The organism is Streptomyces sp. NPDC101393, from assembly GCF_044767385.1.
Lineage (GTDB): Bacteria > Actinomycetota > Actinomycetes > Streptomycetales > Streptomycetaceae > Streptomyces.
Genome location: NZ_JBIWNU010000013.1, coordinates 33980 through 54773, shown reverse-complemented (window position 1 = coordinate 54773; position 20794 = coordinate 33980). Strand labels below are relative to the sequence as shown.

Annotated in this window: 22 protein-coding genes; 6 read left to right on the top strand and 16 right to left on the bottom strand. The window is 71.0% G+C overall.

The window, feature by feature from the left end:
- Positions 1–5: 5 nt before the first annotated feature.
- Positions 6–1502: a hypothetical protein gene (locus ACIRQ7_RS33245; RefSeq protein ID WP_404266298.1), complete on the bottom strand. Its 1497-nt coding sequence runs from the start codon at positions 1500–1502 to the stop codon at positions 6–8.
- Positions 1503–1717: 215 nt separating this feature from the next.
- Here ACIRQ7_RS33245 and ACIRQ7_RS33240 point away from each other — a divergent pair, with 215 nt between their 5' ends.
- From ACIRQ7_RS33240 to dapA, 3 genes are all read left to right on the top strand, one after another.
- Positions 1718–3556, top strand: a complete 1839-nt coding sequence (locus tag ACIRQ7_RS33240; protein WP_404266297.1) for an endonuclease/exonuclease/phosphatase family protein — start codon at positions 1718–1720, stop codon at positions 3554–3556.
- Between the two features lie 99 nt (positions 3557–3655).
- Positions 3656–3793 (top strand): hypothetical protein, encoded by a 138-nt coding sequence (locus tag ACIRQ7_RS33235; RefSeq protein ID WP_401478855.1) that lies wholly within the window; start codon positions 3656–3658, stop codon positions 3791–3793.
- A gap of 164 nt (positions 3794–3957) precedes the next feature.
- The gene (gene dapA, locus ACIRQ7_RS33230) at positions 3958–4920 is read left to right on the top strand and encodes a 4-hydroxy-tetrahydrodipicolinate synthase (protein WP_404266296.1); all 963 of its coding nucleotides are present in this window, start codon (positions 3958–3960) and stop codon (positions 4918–4920) included.
- On the opposite strand, the gene ACIRQ7_RS33225 is transcribed toward dapA, so the two are convergent.
- From ACIRQ7_RS33225 to ACIRQ7_RS33170, 12 genes are all read right to left on the bottom strand, one after another.
- On the bottom strand, positions 4817–5773 hold the full coding sequence (locus ACIRQ7_RS33225) for an EI24 domain-containing protein (protein ID WP_404266295.1): 957 nt from the start codon (positions 5771–5773) through the stop codon (positions 4817–4819). The two genes, dapA and ACIRQ7_RS33225, sit on opposite strands and share 104 nt — an antisense overlap.
- A gap of 131 nt (positions 5774–5904) precedes the next feature.
- Positions 5905–6903, bottom strand: a complete 999-nt coding sequence (gene dapD, locus ACIRQ7_RS33220) for a 2,3,4,5-tetrahydropyridine-2,6-dicarboxylate N-succinyltransferase (RefSeq protein ID WP_404266294.1) — start codon at positions 6901–6903, stop codon at positions 5905–5907.
- Positions 6904–6946: 43 nt separating this feature from the next.
- Positions 6947–7525, bottom strand: a complete 579-nt coding sequence (locus tag ACIRQ7_RS33215; protein ID WP_404266293.1) for a TetR/AcrR family transcriptional regulator — start codon at positions 7523–7525, stop codon at positions 6947–6949.
- A complete protein-coding gene (locus ACIRQ7_RS33210) occupies positions 7525–7845 on the bottom strand; it encodes a DMT family transporter (protein WP_404266292.1) in 321 nt (106 codons plus the stop codon). Before ACIRQ7_RS33210 ends, ACIRQ7_RS33215 begins: the two co-directional genes overlap by 1 nt.
- Before the next feature lie 142 nt (positions 7846–7987).
- The gene (locus ACIRQ7_RS33205; RefSeq protein WP_401478867.1) at positions 7988–8323 is read right to left on the bottom strand and encodes a metal-sulfur cluster assembly factor; all 336 of its coding nucleotides are present in this window, start codon (positions 8321–8323) and stop codon (positions 7988–7990) included.
- Entirely contained in the window at positions 8320–8778 is a 459-nt protein-coding gene (gene sufU, locus ACIRQ7_RS33200; protein ID WP_401478870.1) for a Fe-S cluster assembly sulfur transfer protein SufU, read from the bottom strand. Before sufU ends, ACIRQ7_RS33205 begins: the two co-directional genes overlap by 4 nt.
- Before the next feature lie 55 nt (positions 8779–8833).
- A complete protein-coding gene (locus ACIRQ7_RS33195) occupies positions 8834–10090 on the bottom strand; it encodes a cysteine desulfurase (protein WP_401478873.1) in 1257 nt (418 codons plus the stop codon).
- Between the two features lie 115 nt (positions 10091–10205).
- Positions 10206–10970, bottom strand: coding sequence for a Fe-S cluster assembly ATPase SufC (gene sufC, locus ACIRQ7_RS33190; RefSeq protein WP_244415588.1), 765 nt, complete (start codon positions 10968–10970; stop codon positions 10206–10208).
- Positions 10971–10977: 7 nt separating this feature from the next.
- Positions 10978–11295 (bottom strand): non-heme iron oxygenase ferredoxin subunit, encoded by a 318-nt coding sequence (locus tag ACIRQ7_RS33185; protein WP_401478876.1) that lies wholly within the window; start codon positions 11293–11295, stop codon positions 10978–10980.
- On the bottom strand, positions 11292–12476 hold the full coding sequence (gene sufD / locus ACIRQ7_RS33180) for a Fe-S cluster assembly protein SufD (RefSeq protein ID WP_401478879.1): 1185 nt from the start codon (positions 12474–12476) through the stop codon (positions 11292–11294). The genes ACIRQ7_RS33185 and sufD overlap by 4 nt, the downstream gene beginning before the upstream one ends.
- A 59-nt stretch (positions 12477–12535) precedes the next feature.
- On the bottom strand, positions 12536–13957 hold the full coding sequence (sufB, locus tag ACIRQ7_RS33175; RefSeq protein ID WP_401478882.1) for a Fe-S cluster assembly protein SufB: 1422 nt from the start codon (positions 13955–13957) through the stop codon (positions 12536–12538).
- Positions 13954–14829 carry a helix-turn-helix transcriptional regulator gene (locus ACIRQ7_RS33170; protein WP_404266291.1) on the bottom strand — a complete coding sequence of 292 codons (876 nt, stop codon included), beginning with the start codon at positions 14827–14829 and terminating at the stop codon, positions 13954–13956. Before ACIRQ7_RS33170 ends, sufB begins: the two co-directional genes overlap by 4 nt.
- 243 nt (positions 14830–15072) lie before the next feature.
- On the opposite strand from ACIRQ7_RS33170, the gene ACIRQ7_RS33165 reads away from it, so the two are divergent.
- From ACIRQ7_RS33165 to ACIRQ7_RS33155, 3 genes are all read left to right on the top strand, one after another.
- Positions 15073–15999, top strand: coding sequence for an ABC transporter ATP-binding protein (locus ACIRQ7_RS33165; RefSeq protein WP_401478888.1), 927 nt, complete (start codon positions 15073–15075; stop codon positions 15997–15999).
- Positions 15996–16796, top strand: coding sequence for an ABC transporter permease (locus tag ACIRQ7_RS33160; RefSeq protein ID WP_404266290.1), 801 nt, complete (start codon positions 15996–15998; stop codon positions 16794–16796). The genes ACIRQ7_RS33165 and ACIRQ7_RS33160 overlap by 4 nt, the downstream gene beginning before the upstream one ends.
- A gap of 73 nt (positions 16797–16869) precedes the next feature.
- Positions 16870–17871 (top strand): heme A synthase, encoded by a 1002-nt coding sequence (locus ACIRQ7_RS33155; protein ID WP_404266289.1) that lies wholly within the window; start codon positions 16870–16872, stop codon positions 17869–17871.
- On the opposite strand, the gene ACIRQ7_RS33150 is transcribed toward ACIRQ7_RS33155, so the two are convergent.
- The 3 genes from ACIRQ7_RS33150 to ACIRQ7_RS33140 all read right to left on the bottom strand — a co-directional run bounded on the left by ACIRQ7_RS33150 (position 17835) and on the right by ACIRQ7_RS33140 (position 20458).
- Positions 17835–18890, bottom strand: coding sequence for an amidohydrolase (locus tag ACIRQ7_RS33150; protein WP_404266288.1), 1056 nt, complete (start codon positions 18888–18890; stop codon positions 17835–17837). The genes ACIRQ7_RS33155 and ACIRQ7_RS33150 overlap by 37 nt on opposite strands.
- A 142-nt stretch (positions 18891–19032) precedes the next feature.
- Positions 19033–19413: a hypothetical protein gene (locus ACIRQ7_RS33145; protein ID WP_404266287.1), complete on the bottom strand. Its 381-nt coding sequence runs from the start codon at positions 19411–19413 to the stop codon at positions 19033–19035.
- Positions 19414–19498: 85 nt separating this feature from the next.
- Positions 19499–20458 carry a heme o synthase gene (locus ACIRQ7_RS33140; protein WP_404266286.1) on the bottom strand — a complete coding sequence of 320 codons (960 nt, stop codon included), beginning with the start codon at positions 20456–20458 and terminating at the stop codon, positions 19499–19501.
- Positions 20459–20794 lie beyond the last annotated feature (336 nt).

Sequence of the window (20794 nt, the reverse complement as noted above, 5' to 3'; positions counted from 1 at the left end):
GGGGGTCAGTCCCCCTGGCGGGAGCGTGCCTTGAAGGCGGCCTTGCGGGCCTCCTTGGCGGCCTTCTTGTCCGGGTGCAGCCGGCCCATGGCCTCCAGGACGTCGGCGGTGGCCGGGTGGTCCACCCGCCAGGCGGCGTCGAAGAAGCCGCTGTGCTGGTCGGTGAGGCCCTGGACGAGGTCGCGCAGCTCGGCCGCGGTGTCCTCGTCCTCGCTGTCGAGCTGTGCCGCGATGGTGTCCACCGTCAGCCAGAAGATCATGTCCTGGGACGGCTCGGGGATGCCGGGCAGGGCGCGCTCGGCGAGCCAGACCCGGGACAGGCCGCCGAGCTGCCGGTCGTCGAGCACCTCGCGCAGTGCGGGCTCGGCGTCCGGTGCGACCAGCGAGAGGGTCTGCTGGGCGGCGAGCCGGCGCAGCGGGGCGCGCTCGTCGTCCCCGCGGGCCGCGGCGAGCAGGTCGCGGGCGGCGTCGGCGGGGGTGCGGGCGGCGAGCCACTGCTCGGACTCGGCCTGGGCGAGCGTCTCGGGGTAGTCGGGGAGCGCGTCGAGGAGGACGTCGGCGCCCTTGTCGGTGAGGTCGCCGACGGCGGGGGCCTGGACTCCGGCGTCCAGCATCCGGGCGCGTACGGCGTAGATGCCGAGCGGGGTGAGGCGGACCAGGCCGTAGCGGGAGACGTCCTCCTCGTCCTGCGGCTCGGCGGCCCTGACCGTCTCGCCGTCCTCGTCCAGCTCCTCGATGAGGGCCTCGTCGACGGGGGTGTAGGCGACCAGGCCGATCGGCTCCAGCACCCGGAACTGGTCGTCCAGGCGCATCATCGCCGCGGAGACCTCTTCGAGGATGTCGTCGGTGGGCTCGTCCATGTCGTCCGGGACGATCATGGACGCGGCCAGCGCCGGCAGCGGGACGTCCTGGTCAGGGCCTTCATTGAGGGCGGTGAGGAGGTAGAGGTTGCCGAGGATGCCGTCGAGCAGTTCGGCTTCCTCCTCCGGGTTCCAGTCGATCGCGTCGAGGTCGAGTTCGCCGCCGTCGGCGAGCTGGTCGGCGATGTCGGAGAGGTCGGGGGCGACGGCGTCGGCGAGCACGGTCTCCATGCCGCCGAGCCAGATGTCGAGGATGTCCTGCGGGCTGCCGGAGGTGAGCAGGCCGAGCTCCTCGCCGGGGGTGGCGGTGCCGACCGCGGCGCCGTCCGGCAGGTCCGCGGCGTCCTCCCCGGCCTCCTCGTCGCCCTCGTCGATGTCCACCAGGCCGGTGTCCACGGCCAGCTGCCAGGCCTCGGCGGTGTACGCGACGCCGTCCTCGTCACCGTCCAGCCCGAGGTGCGCGGTGGCGGCGCCCAGCGACTCCTGGAGGATCTCGCCGCCGACGCCCACGGGGACACCCCGCTCGGCCCAGCGGGCGAGCTTGGCGGCCCTGGCCATCAGGGGCGCGCTCAGCGCGTCCCGGGCCAGCTCCGCTTCGGAGTGCAGCCGCACCGGCGGCAGGGTGGGACGGTCTGCGGACATCTGGGGCTCAGCTCCTCGAACGGACTACGGGCTCGTGCGCCGACCAAGCGTAGACGGAAATCTTCCTATCTCGGGCAGTTCTCCCCCCGGACGGGCACCGGCCACCGGGTGAACCTTGACAACTCCCTTGGCCACACAAGAGATTGACGCGCGTAGAGAGCGCCGGTCCCGCTCCGCACGGATCTGTCCCACTCCCCCACTCCCCGGAGGCATTCATGCCGTCCCGTCGTTCGCTCCGCAGGCCTGCCGCCATCGGCGCGGTGGCCTGCGCCGCCCTCGCCACCGGACTGCTCACGTCCCCGCAGTCCGCTTCCGCGGCCGGCGCCCGCATCCACGACATCCAGGGCAGCACCCGAATATCCCCGCTGGCCGGCAAACAGGTCAGCGGTGTGCCCGGTACGGTCACCGCGGTCCGGACGTTCGGATCGGCACGCGGTTTCTGGGTCCAGGACCCGCACCCGGACGACGACCGGGCGACCAGTGAGGCCGTCTTCGTCTACACCGGCAAGGAATCGCCGAAGGTCGCCGTCGGTGACGCGGTCACCGTCGACGGCACGGTCAGTGAGTACTACCCGGGCGGCAAGGACGCCGGCCTCCAGTCCGTCACCGAGATCACCGACGCCACCTGGAAGGTCACCGCCTCCGGCGCGGAGCTGCCGGCCACCTTCAAGCTCAACGCGGCCTCGATTCCGGCCCGTTACGCACCCGACGCGGGCGGCAAGAGCATCGAGTCGCGCGCCCTGCGCCCGTCCTCGTACGCCCTGGACCGTTACGAGTCCCTGGAGGGCATGCGGGTGTCGGTGTCCGACGCCCCGGTCGTCGGCCCGACGAACACCCACCACGAGCTGTGGGTGACCGCCGAGCCCAAGCACCAGCGCACGGCCCGCGGCGGCGCCCTCTACAGCTCCTACGGCGACCCCAACGGCGGCCGCGTCAAGGTGGCTTCGCTGATCCCCCTCGCGCAGCAGCCCTTCCCTGTCGCCGATGTCGGCGACAAGCTGACCGGGACCACGTCGGGCCCGCTGGACTACGACAACTTCGGCGGCTACACCCTCCAGGCGACCGAGTTGGGCAAGGCCGCGGGGAAGAGCCCGGACCCGGAGTCCACCCGCAAGCAGGCGGACAACGAGCTGTCGGTGGCCACCTACAACGTCGAGAACCTCTCCCCCACCACGCCGCAGGCCAAGTTCGACCGGCTCGCGAAGGCGCTGGTGCACCATCTGGCCGCGCCCGACGTGGTGGCCCTGGAGGAGGTGCAGGACGACAACGGCGCCACCGACGACGGCACCGTCACCGCCGGGAAGACCCTGAAGAAGCTCACCGAGGCGATCAAGGCGGCCGGCGGGCCCGCGTACGAGGCCCGGCAGATCGACCCGGCCAACGACAAGGACGGCGGCGAGCCGGGCGGCAACATCCGGGTGGCGTTCCTCTTCAACCCCGACCGGGTGGCGTTCAAGGACATCGCCGGCGGTGACGCGACCACGCCGGTGAAGGCGGTCGGCGACCACGGCAGGGCCACCCTCTCCGCCTCACCGGGCCGGATCGCGCCCACCGACCCGGCGTGGAAGGAGAGCCGCAAGCCGCTGGTCGGCCAGTTCGCGCTCAGGAGCCGCCCGGACAGCCGGGTGTTCGTGATCGCCAACCACTTCAACTCCAAGGGCGGCGACCAGGCCCTGGACAGCCGCTTCCAGCCGCCGGCCCGCAGCTCGGAGACCCAGCGCACCGGGCAGGCCAAGCTGGTCAACGCCTTCGTGAAGGACCTGCTGGCCAAGGACCCCAAGGCGGATGTGGTGGTGGCCGGCGACCTCAACGACTACCAGTTCTCGCCCGCGCTGAAGGCCCTGACGGACGGCGGTGCGCTCACCGACCTCGTCGGCCGGCTGCCGCGCGCCGAGCGCTACGGCTATGTCTACAGCGGCAACTCCCAGGTGCTGGACCACATGCTCACCAGCCGCCACCTGACCCGCACCGATTACGACATCGTGCACATCAACGCCGAGTACGCGGATCAGGCGAGCGACCATGATCCGCAGGTGCTGCGCATCCGGCCCTGAGAAGGGGCCGTCACTCCTGTGGCCCACGTCCGGATCGCCAACTCCCCCTGAGGGTGCGGTACTGGGCAGGTAAGCAAATCGGCCAGACAAGGAGTCATCATGCCGAAGGCCCCCAACCGTAAGTCGGGCAAGGACCGCGCTCCCGAGCGGCGCACGGACCGCGAGCGGAAGCCGCAGAGCCCTGAGACCGCCTCCGAGCGGACCCAGGACCTCAAGTCGCGGTCGCGCAACGCCTGACCGGTGTTGAGCCTGTGATGCCTGAGCGGCCGCCGCGCCTGAACAGCGCGGCGGCCGCTCTCGCGTTCCGGCACGGCCGCCACGGCTTCTGCGTAGCAGTGCTTAACGGAGAAGCCGGCACAACTAAGTGGACGTGAAATGATGGACGGAGTGACACTCCCGGCATGAACACCGCGACCCCACCCTTCGCACCGGACTTCGGCCGCACGGCCGCCGCCATGATCACCCCGTTCACCGCCGCCGGGGAGCTGGACCCCGAGGGCGCGCAGCGGCTCGCCACACACCTCGTGGACGGCGGCTGCGACGGCCTCGTCCTGAGCGGCACCACCGGGGAGTCCCCCACGACCACGGACGCCGAGAAGGAAACCCTGCTGCGGGCCGTCGTCGAAGCGGTCGGCGACCGGGCCCGGATCACCGCGGGCATCGGCACCAGCGACACCCGGCACACCCTCGCCCTCGCCCACAGCGCCGAACGCGCGGGCGCACACGGCCTGTTGGTGGTCACGCCGTACTACTCGCGGCCCACCCAGGAGGCCGTCGCGCACCATCTGCGGACGGTCGCCGACGCCACCGGCCTGCCGGTGATGCTCTACGACATCCCGGGCCGCACCGGCACCGCGCTGACCGCGGACACCCTGCTGCGGCTGGCCGCCCATCCACGGATCCTGGCCGTCAAGGACTGCGCCTACGACCCGCTGAAGTCGGCGAAGGTGCTGGCCGGCACCGGCCTGGCCTACTACTCGGGGTGTGACGAGCAGATCCTGCCGCTACGGGCCCTGGGCGCCACCGGTTGCGTCAGCACCGCCGCCAACGTGGCGCCCGGAGCCGTCCGCGCCGTGCTGGACGCCTACGACGCCGGGGACACGGCACAGGCCGCCCGCCGCCAGCTCGGCCTGGTGCCCCTCATCGAGGCGATGACCGGCGGCGAGGCCCCCGGAACGGTCACCGCGAAGGCCCTGCTGAACCATCTCGGACTGCCCGCGGGCCCGGTCCGCGGCCCGCTGCTGGACGCCGGGCCGCAGCTCACCAGCCGGCTGGCGGACGCCCTGCGGACGACCCGGGGCCGGTCGGCGGATGCGGGTACGGCGCCGGCGGGGACTGCGGTGCCCGCTGCTGTCCCGGGGTAGCCGGGAAGGGGGCGGGGGCCTGTCCGAAGCCGCCCGCCGCCGGGGCGGCCCCGCCGTACGGCGATCCGGTCCCGAGCTGGTCCATGCCGTCCCCCGGCGCCGCCGGCGGCTCCTCCTCGCCCGGCACCAGGTCCCGTACGAGCAGCGTCGCGCCGGCCACCGCGCCCGGCATCAGGAACACCGCGACGAAGGGGACGAGGAAGAGCAGCACGACCGGGACGCCGAAGCCGATGGCGAGCGCCTTGCGGCCGCGCATCAGCCGCAGACGTTCCCGGACGGGGATGTCCCGGCGCTGCATCGCGACCGAGGTCAGTTCGACGGCGAGGAAGAAGCCGGAGACGCAGAAGCCGAGCACCGGGATCACGGTCTGCCCGATGACGGGCAGGAAGCCGAGGGCGAAGAGCACCACACCGAAGCCGGCGGCCCGCAGCAGCACATGGACGCTGTCCCGCAGGGCGATCCAGATCTCCTGCCACAGCGGCCGGTCCGGGCTCGGCGGACAGGCCCCCTCGGACTCCTCGACCTTCTCCGACAGCGCTTCGTAGAAGGGGTCGCCGATCAGCAGGGTGACGGCGGTGAAGGTGAGCACCGACAGCATCAGCCCGCCGGCGAACAGCAGGGCCACGAACAGCCCGCGCAGCAGGGCCTGCCAGGGCGCGCCCCAGCCATCGGCGAACGGTGTCGCCCAGGCGGCGATGTCGCCGGACCAGATGGCGAGCACGGTGAGCACCGCGGCGTACAGCACGAGGGCGATCAGCGCGGGGATCAGCCCGAACCCCCACCATCGGCCGTGCCCGGCGACCCACCGCTGGCCCTTGCCCAGATACCGCATCCCCGCTACAAGATCACGCATGGGTAAAGCCTAACGGCGCCCTGCCCGGCTTTTGTCACGCCCATGGCAGCCGCAGCGGATCCGTTACGCGCGCGGCCCGGTGGGGATCCCCCACCGGGCCGCGCGAAGTGATCGCCGTCGATCGTGAGCGATCAGTTGTGGCTGTGCAGCACCTCGTTGAGGCCGCCCCAGACCGCCTTGTTGGGCCGCGCCTCGACGACGCCGGTGGTGGAGTTGCGGCGGAAGAGGATGTTGTCGGCGCCGGACAGCTCCAGGGCCTTGACGACCTGGCCGTCGGGCAGCGTGACGCGGGTGCCCGCGGTCACGTACAGGCCCGCCTCGACGACACACTCGTCGCCGAGGGCGATCCCGATACCGGACTCGGCGCCGAGCAGGCAGCGCTCGCCGATCGAGATGATCTGCTTGCCGCCGCCCGACAGGGTGCCCATCGTGGAGGAGCCGCCACCGATGTCCGAGCCGTCGCCGACGACGACGCCCGCGCTGATCCGGCCCTCGACCATGGAGGTGCCGAGCGTGCCGGCGTTGAAGTTCACGAAGCCCTCGTGCATGACGGTGGTGCCGGCGGAGAGGTGCGCGCCGAGCCGCACCCGGTCGGCGTCCGCGATGCGCACACCGGCGGGCGCGACGTAGTCGGTCATCCGCGGGAACTTGTCGACGCTGGTGACCTGGAGGTGCAGTCCCTCGGCGCGGGCGTTCAGGCGCACCTTCTCCAGCCGGTCGACGGCCACCGGGCCGAGCGAGGTCCAGGCGACGTTCGACAGCAGACCGAACTGGCCCTCCAGGTTCTGGCCGTGCGGCTTGACCAGGCGGTGGCTCAGCAGGTGGAGGCGCAGGTAGACGTCGTGGGCGTCCAGCGGCTTGTCGTCCAGGGAGGCGATGACCGTACGGACGGCCACGACCTCGACATCACGGACCGGGTCGAGGCCGACGGCCTTCGGCGCGGCGGCGCCCAGCAGCTCGGCGGCGCGCTCGTCGTCCAGCCGTTCGGTGCCGGCGGGGCCGAGGTCGGCCGTCGCGGCGATCAGCTCGGGCGCGGGGAACCAGGTGTCGAGAACGGTGCCGTCGGAGGTGACGGTGGCGAGCCCGGCGGCGACGGCGCCGGTGGTACGAGAGGTAGCAGCATCGGTCATGCCGAAAACTTAACCGGAGGGCGCCCGCCGAGGCGAACCGGTCTCAGCGGCCGGGCGGCCCCGGGGTCGCGGCGCCGTCCGCTCGGCCCAGCACCCCGCCCAGCCCGGCCCGCACGGCGGCGCGTTCGAAGGGCAGCCCGGTCAGCAGGTGCTGCAGCATCAGCCCGTCGGCGAGGGCGACCACGGCCCGTGCGGTGGGCACGTCCCCGGTCCGCCGGCCGAGCAGCCGCACCATCTCGTCCAGGCACTCGGCGGCGATCGGCCGTACCGCCGCGTGCCGCAGCGCCGCCAGATACAGCTCGTACTCCAGCTCCACCCGCGAGCGGTCGCCGGACAGGGTCTCCTCGATGAGCCGGGTGACCTCGTCGGCGAGCGGTACCGCCGGGTCGATGGAATCGACCCAGCGTGCGAAGCCGGCCAGCCATTCGCCGTTGACCTGCCGCAGGGCGGCGACCAGCAGATCGTCGAGCGTGGCGAAGTGATAGGTCGTCGAGCCGAGCGGGACGTCGGCGGCGGCGGCCACGGTGCGGTGGCTGAGCGCGGCGATCCCGCGCCGGCCGACGATGCCGATCGCCGCGTCGATGATCCGCTGGCGGCGCGCGGGGTCGTAGCGGCGGGCCATCAGTGCGCCCCGCCCAGGTTGAGCACCGCGACGCCGGCGATGACCAGCAGCAGGCCGAGCATCTTCAGCGCGCTCGCGCTCTCGCCCAGGAAGACCATGCCGATCGCCGCGATCACGGCGGTGCCGGCGCCGGACCAGATCGCGTACGCGGCGCCGATGCTCATCGTCCGGAGGGTCCGGGCGAGCAGGGCGAAGGCGATGAGGTAGCCCACCGCGGTGCCCAGGGACGGCCAGAGCCTGCTGAAGCCGTCGCTGTATTTCATCGCGGTGGTCGCGAGTATCTCGGACGCGATCGCGCCGGCCAGCGTCACATAGACCATGCGTACGAGCGTACACAACGTTGCGTACGGTCGTACACAAGCACGGGCGGGCATGCGAAACGGCCGTGCCCGCCGGTGAGTCCGGCGGGCACGGCCGTGAAACCGTTCACCAAGGGCGCCTCAGGCGGCGCCCAGGGGGCGATCAGACGTTGAAGCCCAGCGCGCGCAGCTGCTCGCGGCCGTCGTCGGTGATCTTGTCCGGGCCCCACGGGGGCATCCAGACCCAGTTGATCTTCAGTTCGTTGACCAGACCGTCCGTCGCGGACTTCGCCTGGTCCTCGATGACATCGGTCAGCGGACAGGCCGCCGAGGTCAGCGTCATGTCGATGGTGGCGATGTTGGCGTCGTCGATGTGCACGCCGTAGATCAGGCCCAGGTTGACGACATCGATGCCCAGCTCGGGGTCCACGACGTCGTACAGCGCCTCGCGGACCTCTTCCTCCGAGGCCGGCTTGGTGGTGGTCGGGGTGTCGGTCATGCGGTCTTCGCCTCCTCCGAGAGAGCCTTGGCCGTGGCGTCCTTCCAGGCCATCCAGCTGAGCAGCGCGCACTTCACGCGCGCGGGGTACTTCGAGACACCGGCGAACGCGACAGCGTCCTCCAGCACCTCTTCCATCGCCTCGTCCGGCTCCAGCTGCCCCTTGGACTGCATCAGTTCCAGGAACGTCTCCTGGATCTTCTGCGCGTCCCCGAGCTGCTTGCCGACCAGGAGATCGTTGAGGACCGACGCACTGGCCTGGCTGATGGAGCAGCCCTGGCCCTCGTAGGACACATCCTCAATGGTCGCGCCGTTGAGCCGCACCCGCAGGGTGATCTCGTCACCGCAGGTGGGATTGACGTGGTGCACCTCGGCGTCGCCGTCCCGAAGACCGCGCCCGTGCGGGTGCTTGTAGTGGTCCAGGATGACTTCCTGGTACATGGAATCCAGCTTCACAGCTCAGTCAGTCCTCGTCCTCATCCGCTGTGCCCAATGAACCGGCGGTTGTCTCTTAACCGAAGAAGTTGCGGACGTGCTCCAGGCCCTCGACCAAGGCATCGACCTCGCCGGGAGTGGAGTACAGATAGAACGACGCTCGCGTGGTCGCAGGAATTCCGTACCGCAGGCAAACGGGCCGGGCGCAGTGATGGCCCACCCGGACCGCGAGGCCCTGCTCGTCCAGCACCTGGCCCACGTCGTGCGGGTGGATGTCGCCGAGTGTGAAGGAGAGCGTCGCCCCGCGGTCCTCGGCCGTGCTCGGACCGATGATGCGCAGGTCGGGGACCTCCAGCAGCCGCTTGACGGCGTACTCGGTGATCGCGTGCTCATGCGCGGCGATCTTGTCCATGCCGATCGCGGAGAGGTAGTCCACGGCCGCGCCGAGGCCGACGGCCTGGGCGATCGGGGGCGTACCGGCCTCGAACTTGTGCGGCGCGGGGGCGTAGGTCGAGGAGTGCATCGACACGGTCTCGATCATCTCGCCGCCACCGAGGAACGGCGGGAGGTCCTCCAGCAGCTCCTGGCGGCCCCACAGCACACCGATGCCGGTCGGGCCGACCATCTTGTGGCCGGTGAAGGCCACGAAGTCGGCCTGCAGCGCCTGCACGTCCAGCACCATGTGCGGGGCGGCCTGCGAGGCGTCGATGCAGACCAGCGCGCCGACTTCCTGGGCGCGCCGGATGATCGCCTCGACCGGGTTGATCGTGCCCATCAGGTTGGAGACCAGGGTGAACGAGACCACCTTGGTCCGCTCCGTGATGACCTCGTCGATGTTGGAGAGGTCGAGCCGGCCGTCGTCGGTCAGCCCGAACCACTTCAGCTTCGCTCCGGTGCGCTGCGAGAGCAGCTGCCACGGGACGATGTTGGAGTGGTGCTCCATCTCCGTGATCGCGATCTCGGTCTCGCGGTCCACGCGGTAGGGCTCGTCGGCCCAGCCCAGCATGTTCGCGACGAGGTTGAGCGACTCGGAGGCGTTCTTCGTGAAGATCACCTCGTCGCGGCTCGGCGCGTTGATGAAGGCCGCGACCTTGTCGCGGGCGCCTTCGTACAGCGCCGTGGCCTCCTCGGCGAGCACGTGCACACCGCGGTGGACGTTGGCATTGTGCTGCTCGTAGTACTCGTTCAGCGCGTCGAGCACCTGGCGCGGCTTCTGCGAAGTCGCCGCGTTGTCCAGGTAAACGATCTTCTTCCCGTCGTGGACCACGCGATCCAGGAGGGGGAAGTCCTTACGGATCGCCTCTGTGTCGAGGAGGCCCGGCATCTGTGTCACGCTCGTGCCCTTTCGTTCGCTTCTCCGCCCACGAGGCGCACCTGCGGGGAGCAGGTCGTCCGCAGGCCGGTGGCCTCGCGTGCTCCCCCAGCTATCGCTGAGAGGTGCCCCCAGCTCACAGGCTTGCGCCGCCCTTCGTGTACTCCTCGTAGCCCTCGGCCTCAAGCTTGTCCGCGAGCTCGGCGCCACCGGACTCGGCGATCCGGCCGTTCGCGAACACGTGGACGTGGTCGGGCTTGATGTAGCGCAGGATGCGCGTGTAGTGGGTGATCAGCAGGGTGCCGACCTCGCCGGTCTCGCGGACGCGGTTGACGCCCTCGGAGACGGTGCGCAGCGCGTCGACGTCCAGACCGGAGTCGGTCTCGTCGAGGATCGCGATGGCCGGCTTGAGCAGCTCCAGCTGGAGGATCTCGTGGCGCTTCTTCTCACCGCCGGAGAAGCCCTCGTTGACGTTGCGCTCGGCGAAGGCGGGATCCATGGAGAGACGCTCCATGGCCTCCTTGACCTCCTTGACCCACAGCCGCAGCTTGGGGGCCTCGCCGCGGATGGCCGTCGCGGACGTCCGCAGGAAGTTGGAGACGGAGACGCCGGGCACCTCGACCGGGTACTGCATGGCGAGGAAGACGCCGGCACGGGCGCGCTCGTCGACGGACATCTCCAGGACGTTCTCGCCGTCGAGGGTGACCGTGCCACCGGTGATCGTGTACTTGGGGTGGCCTGCCAGCGAGTAGGCGAGGGTCGACTTGCCGGAGCCGTTGGGGCCCATGATGGCGTGCGTCTCGCCCTGCTTCACAGTCAGGTCGACGCCCTTCAGGATCTCGCGCGGGCCGTTCTCGGCCTCGACGGAGACGTGCAGGTCGTGGATCTCAAGCGTTGCCATGGGGAACTCAGGACTCCTGGGTGACGGAGACGAGCACGTCGTCCCCTTCGATCTTTACGGGGTATACGGGGACGGGGCGCGTCGCGGGAAGACCGGACGGCTTGCCGGTGCGCAGGTCGAAGCTCGAGCCGTGCAGCCAGCACTCGATCGAGCAGTCCTCCACCTCGCCCTCCGAGAGGGAGACGTTCGCGTGCGAGCAGATGTCGTTGATCGCGAACACCTCGCCCTCGGTGCGGACCAGGGAGACCGGCGTGCCGTCGAGTTCCACCCTGGTGGGGGTGTCCTCCTCCAGCTCGCTGAGCGCCGCTGCGCGTACGTACGTCATGCGGCGGACGCTTCCAGCTCAGCCTCGATCTTGGTCATCAGGCGGGCCTCCACGTCCGGGAGACCGATCTGCTGGACGAGCTCGGCGAAGAAGCCGCGGACGACCAGCCGGCGGGCCTCGTCGGCGGGGATGCCGCGGGCCATCAGGTAGAACAGCTGCTCGTCGTCGAAGCGGCCGGTCGCCGAGGCGTGTCCGGCACCGACGATCTCGCCGGTCTCGATCTCCAGGTTGGGGACCGAGTCGACCCGCGCGCCGTCGGTGAGGACGAGGTTGCGGTTGAGTTCGTAGGTGTCCGTGCCGGTGGCGGACGCCCGGATGAGGACGTCACCGATCCAGACGGCGTGCGCGTCCTGGCCCTGCAGCGCGCCCTTGTACGTGACGTGCGAGCGGCAGTTCGGCGCCTCGTGGTCGACCATGAGGCGGTGCTCCTGGTGCTGGCCCTCTTCGGTGAAGTAGAGGCCGTAGAGCTCCGCCTCGCCGCCGGGGGCCGCGTAGGTGATCCGCGGGTGGATGCGGACGACGTCCCCGCCGAAGGTGACGACCACGGACTTGAACGAGGCGTCGCGGCCGACGAGGGCGTTGTGCTGGCCGACGTGGACGGCGGTGTCGTTCCAGTCCTGGACGGAGACGACGGTCAGCTTGGCGCCGTCACCGAGGAGGTAGTCGACGTTGGCGGCCAGCACGGCGTCGCCGGTGTGGTCGATCACGACGACCGCCTCGGCGAACGCGCCCAGCTCGATGACCTGGTGGCCGAAGGCGGTGCCGCCCTCGCCGTGCACAGCGATCCGGATGGGCTCGTCGAGCACGGTGTCCTTGGGGACCGTGACGACCGAGGCCTTCTCGAAGCCGCTGTACGCCTGCGCGGCGACCCGGTCCACGGGCTTGCCGGCCTTGCCGACGCGGGCGTCGTCGCGGTCGACCAGCTCGTGGGTGACGCCCTCGGGCGCGGTGATGTCGATCTTCAGGTCGGCACCACCGGCGACGGCGGTGCCGTCGTGCAGGCCCCGCAGGCGCGCGAGGGGCGTGAAGCGCCACTCCTCCTCGCGGCCGTGCGGCACCGGGAAGTCCGCCACGTCATAGGACGGCGGGGCGCTCATCCGGGTGGCGACGGTGGACTCCGCGGCCACCGCGATGGAGCCGGTGGTCGTGGAACCCGCCGGGATGTTCTGAGCCTCAGCCATGGCTGTCGTCGTGCTCGCTTTCTGCAATCAGGGAGTCGGTCGCTGCGGGGGGCCGGGGGTCAGCCGACCGAACCTTCCATCTGCAGCTCGATCAGCCGGTTGAGCTCCAGTGCGTACTCCATCGGCAGCTCACGGGCGATCGGCTCGACAAAGCCGCGCACGATCATCGCCATGGCCTCGAACTCCGTCAGGCCGCGGGCCATCAGGTAGAAGAGCTGGTCCTCGCTGACCTTGGAGACGGTCGCTTCGTGACCCATCGACACGTCGTCCTCGCGGACGTCGACGTACGGGTAGGTGTCCGAGCGGGAGATGGTGTCCACCAGCAGGGCGTCACAGAGCACGTTGGACTTGGAGCCCGCGGCGCCCTCGCCGATCTCGACCAGACCGCGGTAGGAGGTCCGGCCGCCGCCTCGCGCCACCGACTTGGAGACGATGTTGGAGGAGGTGTTCGGCGCCATGTGGACCATCTTGGAGCCGGCGTCCTGGTGCTGGCCCTCGCCCGCGAAGGCGATGGACAGGGTCTCGCCCTTGGCGTGCTCACCCATGAGGTAAACCGCCGGGTACTTCATGGTCACCTTGGAGCCGAGGTTGCCGTCGACCCACTCCATGGTCGCGCCCTCATAAGCGACGGCGCGCTTGGTGACCAGGTTGTAGACGTTGTTCGACCAGTTCTGGATCGTCGTGTAGCGGCAGCGGCCGCCCTTCTTCACGATGATCTCGACGACCGCGGAGTGCAGCGAGTCCGACTTGTAGATCGGCGCCGTGCAGCCCTCGACGTAGTGGACGTAGGCGTCCTCGTCGACGATGATCAGCGTCCGCTCGAACTGGCCCATGTTCTCGGTGTTGATCCGGAAGTAGGCCTGCAGCGGGATGTCGACGTGGACACCCTTGGGGACGTAGATGAACGACCCGCCGGACCACACCGCGGTGTTCAGCGACGCGAACTTGTTGTCGCCGACCGGGATGACCGTGCCGAAGTACTCCTGGAAGAGCTCCGGGTGCTCCTTCAGCGCGGTGTCCGTGTCCAGGAAGAGGACGCCCTGCTCCTCCAGGTCCTCACGGATCTGGTGGTAGACGACCTCGGACTCGTACTGCGCGGCGACACCGGCGACCAGGCGCTGCTTCTCCGCCTCGGGGATGCCGAGCTTGTCGTAGGTGTTCTTGATGTCCTCGGGCAGGTCCTCCCAGGAGGCGGCCTGCTGCTCGGTGGAGCGGACGAAGTACTTGATGTTGTCGAAGTCGATGCCCGACAGGTCGGAGCCCCAGTTCGGCATGGGCTTCTTGCCGAACAGCTTCAGGCCCTTGAGACGGAGCTTGAGCATCCACTCCGGCTCGTTCTTCTTGGCCGAGATGTCGCGGACGACGGCCTCGGAAATACCGCGCTTCGCGGAGGCGCCGGCCACGTCGGAGTCGGCCCAGCCGTATTCGTACTTGCCCAGGCCCTCGAGCTCGGGGTGAGCAGTCTCCGTGGGGAGCGTCATGCGGGGTTCCTCCCGGCCGTGCTTGCAGATGCTGTGATGGTCTTGGTGTTCTTCGGCGCTGTGGTGCGGTGAGCGGTCCTGCCGGCCTTCGGGATGAAGGTCGTGCACACCCCGTCGCCGTGGGCGATGGTGGCAAGACGCTGTACGTGGGTCCCGAGCAATCGGGAGAAGACCTCGGTCTCCGCCTCGCACAGCTGCGGATACTGCTCGGCGACATGGGCGACCGGGCAGTGGTGCTGGCAGAGCTGTTCACCGAGCTGGGAATTGGGCGCGCTGCGCGCCGTAGCAGCGTACCCGTCCGCGGTCAATGCCTCGGCAAGGGCCTGGGTACGGGCCTCGGGCCGGGCGGCCTCGACCGCCTCGCGGTACCCCTCGGCCTGACCGGCGAGCCGTGCGCGGGCGAACGCGGCGACCGCCGCCTCGCCCTTCTCGCCGCCTCCCGCGCTCTGCGCGATCCAGCGCAGCGCGTCGGAGGCCAGCTCGTCGTAGGACTGGTCGAAGGCGTCCCGCCCGCAGTCGGTGAGGGCGAAGGCCTTGGCCGGGCGGCCGCGGGTGCGCGCGCCGTAGACCCGCTTCTCGCGGGGCTCGACGACACCCTCCGCGGCCAGCGCGTCCAGGTGCCGTCGGACGGCCGCCTGGGTCAGCTCCAGGCGCAGCGCCAGCTCGGCTGCGGTGGACGGACCGTGGTCGAGAATGGAGCGGACGACCCGATTGCGGGTGCCCTGCTGCTCGTCGTGCGGAGCTGCGGCCGGGTGGGGGGACTGCGGGAATGCGGTCCGGGCGGCCTGCTCGCTCCGGTCGGGCGCGGAGGCGGCCGGCCCTGCGGTCGTCTCGACCGCGGGCCCTTCCTGATCCTCGCTCGCGTATTTCACAACGCCATTGTTGCGTAATTCGTCAAGGCGATACAACCCTCGTCCGGATCACGGACTGGTGGTCTCGATCACTTAGGGTTACCTAATCCGAGCGGCTGCCGGGCCCCGCACCGGTCCGGGGCACCTCTCCGCCGGCCGCACCGGCACCGGAACCCGCGCGCCCGGACACCGCCATCCTGACTACCCGCACACCGCCGGGGCCCCGCTCCCGGGCGCCGGGCCCCGCTCCGTAGACTGCCCGGCATGCGAACCGAGCCTGCCGCCGAGGTCGTCGGCCTGGTCAAGCGATACGGGACCAAGACCGCCGTGGACGGGCTCGACCTGACCGTCGCGCGCGGCGCGGTGACCGCGGTCCTCGGCCCCAACGGCGCCGGCAAGACCACCACCGTCGAGACCTGCGAGGGCTACCGCCGCCCGGACGCCGGCACGGTCCGCGTCCTGGGCCTCGACCCGGTCGCCGACGCCGCGGCACTGCGGCCCCGGATCGGGGTGATGCTCCAGTCCGGCGGTGTCTACCCGGGCGCCAGGGCCGAGGAGATGCTGCGGCACACCGCCACCCTGCACGCCCACCCCCTCGACGTGGATCACCTCATCGAACGGCTGGGCCTGGGCAGCTGCGGCCGCACCGCCTACCGCCGGCTCTCCGGCGGCCAGCAGCAGCGGCTCGCGCTGGCGATGGCCGTCGTCGGCCGGCCCGAGCTGGTCTTCCTCGACGAGCCGACGGCCGGCCTCGACCCGCAGGCCCGGCACGCCACCTGGGACCTGGTGCGCGAACTGCGCACGGACGGCGTCAGCGTCGTGCTGACCACCCACTTCATGGACGAGGCCGAGCAGCTGGCCGACGACGTCGCGATCATCGACGGCGGCCGGGTCATCGCCCAGGGCAGCCCGGACGCCCTGTGCCGGGGCGGCGCCGAGAACACCCTGCGCTTCACCGGCCGCCCCGGCCTCGACGTCGCCTCGCTCCTCAAGGCGCTGCCCGCCGACAGCGCCGCCACCGAAATCGTCCCCGGCACCTACCGGGTCAACGGCAAGGTCGACCCGCAGCTCCTCGCCACCGTCGCCTCCTGGTGCGCGCAGAACGGCGTGATGCCCGACGCCATAGCCGTCGAACGGCACACCCTGGAGGACGTCTTCTTGGAGCTGACCGGTAAGGAGCTGCGCGTATGACCGTCACCGAGGCCACCACCGGCACGTTCACGCCGCGCCCCGGGGCGGCCCCGCTGCCCCGGATGATCCGCGCGCAGGCGGCCCTGGAGACCAGGATGCTGCTGCGCAACGGCGAGCAGCTGCTGCTGACCGTCATCATCCCGACGCTGCTGCTGGTGCTGTTCTCCGCCGTCGACATCATCGCGGTGCCCACGGACACGGCGGGCGGCGCGGGCGGCTCCGTCGACTTCCTGGCCCCCGGCATCCTGGCGCTCGCCGTGATGTCCACCGCCTTCACCGGGCAGGCCATCGCCACCGGTTTCGAGCGGCGGTACGGCGTGCTCAAGCGGCTCGGCGCCTCGCCGCTGCCGCGCTGGGGCCTGATGACCGCGAAGACCTGCGCGGTGCTGGTCACCGAGGTGCTGCAGATCGCGCTGCTGACCGTCGTGGCGCTCGCCCTGGGCTGGTCCCCGCACGGCAACCCGCTCTCCGTGGTGCTGCTCCTCCTGCTGGGCACCGCGGCGTTCTCCGGTCTCGGCCTGCTGATGGCGGGCACGCTCAAGGCGGAGGCGACCCTCGCGGCCGCCAACCTCGTCTTTCTGCTCCTCCTGGTCGGCGGCGGCGTGATCGTGCCGCTGGAGAAGTTCCCGGAGGCCGCGCAGTCCGTGCTCGGCCTGCTGCCGATCGCGGCGCTGTCCGACGGGCTGCGCGACGTCCTCCAGCACGGCGCGGGCCTGCCCTGGGCGGACCTGGGCATCCTGGCGGCGTGGTCGGTGCTGGGCCTCGGCGCGGCGGCCCGCTTCTTCCGCTGGGAGTAGCCGCCGGGGGCGTTCCGTTGCGATACGCACCCCTCGTGAAAGTTTGCACAAAGGGCCGCCTACGATTGCTCCCGTGCCGAACACGCTGAATCCCCTTGAGCTGATCGCCCGCCGCTGGCAGCCGTCCGCACGCTTCGTGCAGCGGGCCGCACTCGCCGCCGTCGTCATGGCCGTCATCATCGTCATCACCGGCGGTGCGGTGCGGCTGAGCCAGTCCGGCCTCGGCTGCTCCACCTGGCCCCGGTGCACCCCGGACAGCCTGACGCCGACCGCGGCGATGGGCATCAACGGCCTGATCGAGTTCGGCAACCGCATGCTGACGTACGTGCTCTGCGCGGTCGTCGGCCTCTTCATCATCGCGGCCCGCGCCCGCGCGCCCCGGCGCCGTTCGCTGACCCGGCTCGGCTGGGCCCAGTTCTGGATCGTCATGGGCAACGCCGTCGTCGGCGGGATCACGGTCCTCACCGGCCTCAACCCGTACATCGTCAGCGCGCACTTCCTGCTCACCACCGGCCTGCTCACGGTGGCCGTGGTGACCTGGCGGCGGGCCTGCGAGGGCGACGAGGAACCGCGTGGCGTGGTCGTCCGCCCGGTGCGCCAGCTGTCCTGGGTGCTGCTCGCGGCGACGGCGGTGCTGACGCTCGTGGGCACGGTCGTCACCGGCACCGGCCCGCACGCCGGCGACGCCAAGAAGGTCCACCGCATCCCGCTGGACTGGCAGGAGATCACCCAGCTGCACGTCGACTTCGTATACGTCGTCGTGGGCCTGACCGTCGCGCTGTGGTTCGTGCTCCGCGCCGTCAAGGCGCCGGCCGCCCCGCGCCGCGCCGTGCTGGAGCTGTTCGGCTGCCTGCTGCTGCAGGGCGTCATCGGCTACACCCAGTATTTCCTGGGACTGCCGGAGATCGTCGTCGGACTGCACATGTTCGGCTCGGCGCTGGTCTGGATCGCCGTCCTGCGGATCGTCCTCGCGCTGCGCGAACGCGGTCCGCTGCCGGTCGTGCCGGCGCCCGCCGGGGACGAGGAGACGCCGGCGGCTCAGCCGGCCGCCGCCACCTCCGCCGCCGGCCGGTAGATCCGCCGCGCGGTGCCCGACCCGACCATCTCGATGATCCGGCGCCCGTCCTGTGCCGTGCACAGCCCCTCGTCCGTCCACTCCCGCAGCGTCCGCCGCATGGCGCGGACGAACAGCCCGGCGCCGGTGACGTAGAGCTCCGGCAGCCCCCGCGCGCCGGAGGAGAACAGCAGCTTGCCGAACGGTGCCCGGCCGAGGGTCTGTGCGGGGTCCGGCCCGGCGTCCGCGTAGACGTGCGCGTGCGCGGCGGCCAGACTCGCCGCCTGCGGGTGGTGCGGCGTCCCGGGCAGCAGCACCAGGTCCGCACCGATGCCGGCGGTGGCCCGCAGGAACTCCGCGAGCGGCCGCGGATCGTGGCAGTGCAGCTGCACCGGCAGCCCGGTCGCCATCGCGCTCCACAGCAGATGCCGTCCGAGCACGGGCCCGACCGGCCGCTCCCCGGGCCGGCGGCCGCGCAGCCAGCGGTCCGCCGCGCGCCGTACCTCACCCGCCTCCGGGGCGTGCCCGTCGCAGTAGGTGGCGCCGGAGGCGAAGGCGGTGGCGTGCTGGGCCGCGGCGTACAGGGCCTCCGCCGTGTAGCCGAGGAAGGAGTCGACGCTGCCCGAGGTGTCGGCGATCTGCTGGGCGAGCGCTTCGAGCCGTACGACCTCGTGGGCACGGGCCTCGGCCGCGGCGGCCAGTTCGGCCGCCGACGTCAGATCGCCGGTGCCGTCCGCCTCCACCAGGAACGTGCCGATGCCCGCGCCGCGCAGCAGCAGACGGCCGGCGCGGAAGGCGCCCAGCTCGCGCCGGCGGGCCAGATAGCGGGCGGGCGGGCAGTGCGGCTCGAGGCCGAGCAGCGGGGGGCACCATCTGCGTATCGCGATGCCGGTCCAGCTGTCGAAGTAGCTGGTGCCCGCGGGGGCCGGGCGGTGCGCGCCGGCCGCGGCGGCGAGGTGGGCCTCGAAGGAGCCGAGGCCGAGTTCGCCGTGCAGCGCGCCGTGGCTGTGCTGATCGATGAGCGGCGGAAGGTCGTCCATCCGCTCCTCCTCGCCGAGAGCCCACCGTGCGCGGCGAGAGTGCCGCGTCCGGTGGGCTAACGGACGGGAAGGTGGTCAGGTATCGGGCGCGGATCCGGCGTGCGCCCCGGCGCGCGGCGCCGGGTCCGGCCGCGCGGGGGCCTCAGCTGTTGGCCGGGCCGCCGACCTGGATGCCTGCCATCCGGGACCACTCGTAGGGGCCCGTACGGACCTTGGCGGCGAGGTCGCCGTCGAAATCGTCCTGGAGTGCGACGCCCGCCGCTTCCACGGCGTCCTCGGCGGAGCCGAAGCTGTCGGCGACGAGGTTTCCCCACTCGCCGTTGGCGCCCACGAGGGCGATGCGGGTGCGGCCACGGCCTATGTGGGCGAGCTGACCCTCGGCGCTGCCGCCGTGCGAGTCGGCGAAGGCGCGGATCTCCTTGGCGAGCCTGGCCGTGCGCCGGCCGGCCCGCTTGCCGGCCCGCGTCGCCTTCGCGTCGGCCGCCGTCTCCACCTGCTCGTCCGCCTGCTGGGTGTCTGCCATGCCCGCATGCTACCCGCCGGTAAGGCGGTTGCGGGGGTGGCGGTCCCCACATCCGCGCGCGGAAGTGGGGACGGGGGGACGGGTGCTAACGGAGGAAGGGGTCCACGGCGACGGCGACGAAAAGCAGCGAGACGTAGGTGATGGACCAGTGGAACAGCCGCATCTCCTTGAGCTTGGCGCCGGTGATGCCGGACTTGGCACGGGACTGGAGGCCGTGCGCCTCCTTGAGCCAGAAGGCACCGCAGAGCACCGCCACGACGGTGTAGAACCAGCCGGTGTAGCCCAGCGGCTGGAGCAGCAGCGAGACCCCGACCATCGCCCAGCTGTAGGCGACGATCTGCCGGGCGACGACCTTGTTGCCCGCGACGGCCGGCAGCATCGGCACACCGACCCGCTCGTAGTCGTCCTTGACCTTCATGGACAGCGGCCAGTAATGCGGCGGCGTCCAGAAGAAGATGACGAGGAAGAGGATCACCGCTGCCCAGGAAAGCGAATTCGTGACGGCGGACCAGCCGATGAAGACCGGAAGGCAGCCGGCGATTCCGCCCCAGACGATGTTCTGCGTGGTGCGCCGCTTGAGAATCATCGTGTAAACGACGACATAGAAAAGCAGCGCGCCGAGCGACAGCATCGCCGACAGGGGGTTGACCAGGAACCAGAACCAGGCGGTGGAGCCGACCGCGAGCACGCTGGCGAAGACCAGGCATTCGCGCGGCGAGACCATGCCCGTGACCACCGGCCGCTGCGAGGTGCGGTCCATGAGGGCGTCGATGTCGCGGTCGATGTACATGTTGAAGGCCGCGGCGCCGCCGGCGGAGAGGTATCCGCCGACGCAGGTGGCGAGCACCAGCCACAGGTCGGGAACCCCTCCGGCCGCAAGGAACATCACCGGGACCGTGGTCATCAGCAGCAATTCGATGACCCGTGGCTTGGTCAGCGCCACGAATGCCTTGACCCGGGCCCCGAACGGCCGGTCGCCAGGACCATCGGGACTCCCGGGGACCCGAGAGAGCGCCCCCGCAGGACGGGATTCGACGGCCGTCACGCACACCCCTGGAAGTAACATCTGCGGCTTCCGCCGCAGAGATAAGGCCAGCAAGCTCCGCCGTCCGTGATGACCCGGTAAAGGCTTGCACTTACCACGCCACTTTAGACGTTGCGGATACAGCGATCTTCGCGGGGGTGGGGTCGTGTTGGGCGCGGGGACCGGGCAGCGCCGACCGCCCGTCAGGGCGTGCATCCGGCGGCGGCCCGGCACCGGGGCGCCGGCTTTCGCCCACCGTTCGCCCGCCGTTCAAGAGGCGAACGCGCACCGCGCCCGGCAGTCTGGTCGTGTGGCGTCACATCCTGGCCGGGAATGCCTGATGTCCCGATTTGGTTG

Bases quoted from the DNA above. Each gene is read 5' to 3' on its own strand.
- ACIRQ7_RS33245 (WP_404266298.1), bottom strand. From the start codon at position 1,502: ATGTCCGCAGACCGTCCCACCCTGCCGCCGGTGCGGCTGCACTCCGAA.
- ACIRQ7_RS33240 (WP_404266297.1), top strand. From the start codon at position 1,718: ATGCCGTCCCGTCGTTCGCTCCGCAGGCCTGCCGCCATCGGCGCGGTG.
- ACIRQ7_RS33235 (WP_401478855.1), top strand. From the start codon at position 3,656: ATGCCGAAGGCCCCCAACCGTAAGTCGGGCAAGGACCGCGCTCCCGAG.
- dapA (WP_404266296.1), top strand. From the start codon at position 3,958: ATGAACACCGCGACCCCACCCTTCGCACCGGACTTCGGCCGCACGGCC.
- ACIRQ7_RS33225 (WP_404266295.1), bottom strand. From the start codon at position 5,773: ATGCGTGATCTTGTAGCGGGGATGCGGTATCTGGGCAAGGGCCAGCGG.
- dapD (WP_404266294.1), bottom strand. From the start codon at position 6,903: ATGACCGATGCTGCTACCTCTCGTACCACCGGCGCCGTCGCCGCCGGG.
- ACIRQ7_RS33215 (WP_404266293.1), bottom strand. From the start codon at position 7,525: ATGGCCCGCCGCTACGACCCCGCGCGCCGCCAGCGGATCATCGACGCG.
- ACIRQ7_RS33210 (WP_404266292.1), bottom strand. From the start codon at position 7,845: ATGGTCTATGTGACGCTGGCCGGCGCGATCGCGTCCGAGATACTCGCG.
- ACIRQ7_RS33205 (WP_401478867.1), bottom strand. From the start codon at position 8,323: ATGACCGACACCCCGACCACCACCAAGCCGGCCTCGGAGGAAGAGGTC.
- sufC (WP_244415588.1), bottom strand. From the start codon at position 10,970: ATGGCAACGCTTGAGATCCACGACCTGCACGTCTCCGTCGAGGCCGAG.
- ACIRQ7_RS33185 (WP_401478876.1), bottom strand. From the start codon at position 11,295: ATGACGTACGTACGCGCAGCGGCGCTCAGCGAGCTGGAGGAGGACACC.
- sufD (WP_401478879.1), bottom strand. From the start codon at position 12,476: ATGGCTGAGGCTCAGAACATCCCGGCGGGTTCCACGACCACCGGCTCC.
- sufB (WP_401478882.1), bottom strand. From the start codon at position 13,957: ATGACGCTCCCCACGGAGACTGCTCACCCCGAGCTCGAGGGCCTGGGC.
- ACIRQ7_RS33165 (WP_401478888.1), top strand. From the start codon at position 15,073: ATGCGAACCGAGCCTGCCGCCGAGGTCGTCGGCCTGGTCAAGCGATAC.
- ACIRQ7_RS33160 (WP_404266290.1), top strand. From the start codon at position 15,996: ATGACCGTCACCGAGGCCACCACCGGCACGTTCACGCCGCGCCCCGGG.
- ACIRQ7_RS33150 (WP_404266288.1), bottom strand. From the start codon at position 18,890: ATGGACGACCTTCCGCCGCTCATCGATCAGCACAGCCACGGCGCGCTG.
- ACIRQ7_RS33145 (WP_404266287.1), bottom strand. From the start codon at position 19,413: ATGGCAGACACCCAGCAGGCGGACGAGCAGGTGGAGACGGCGGCCGAC.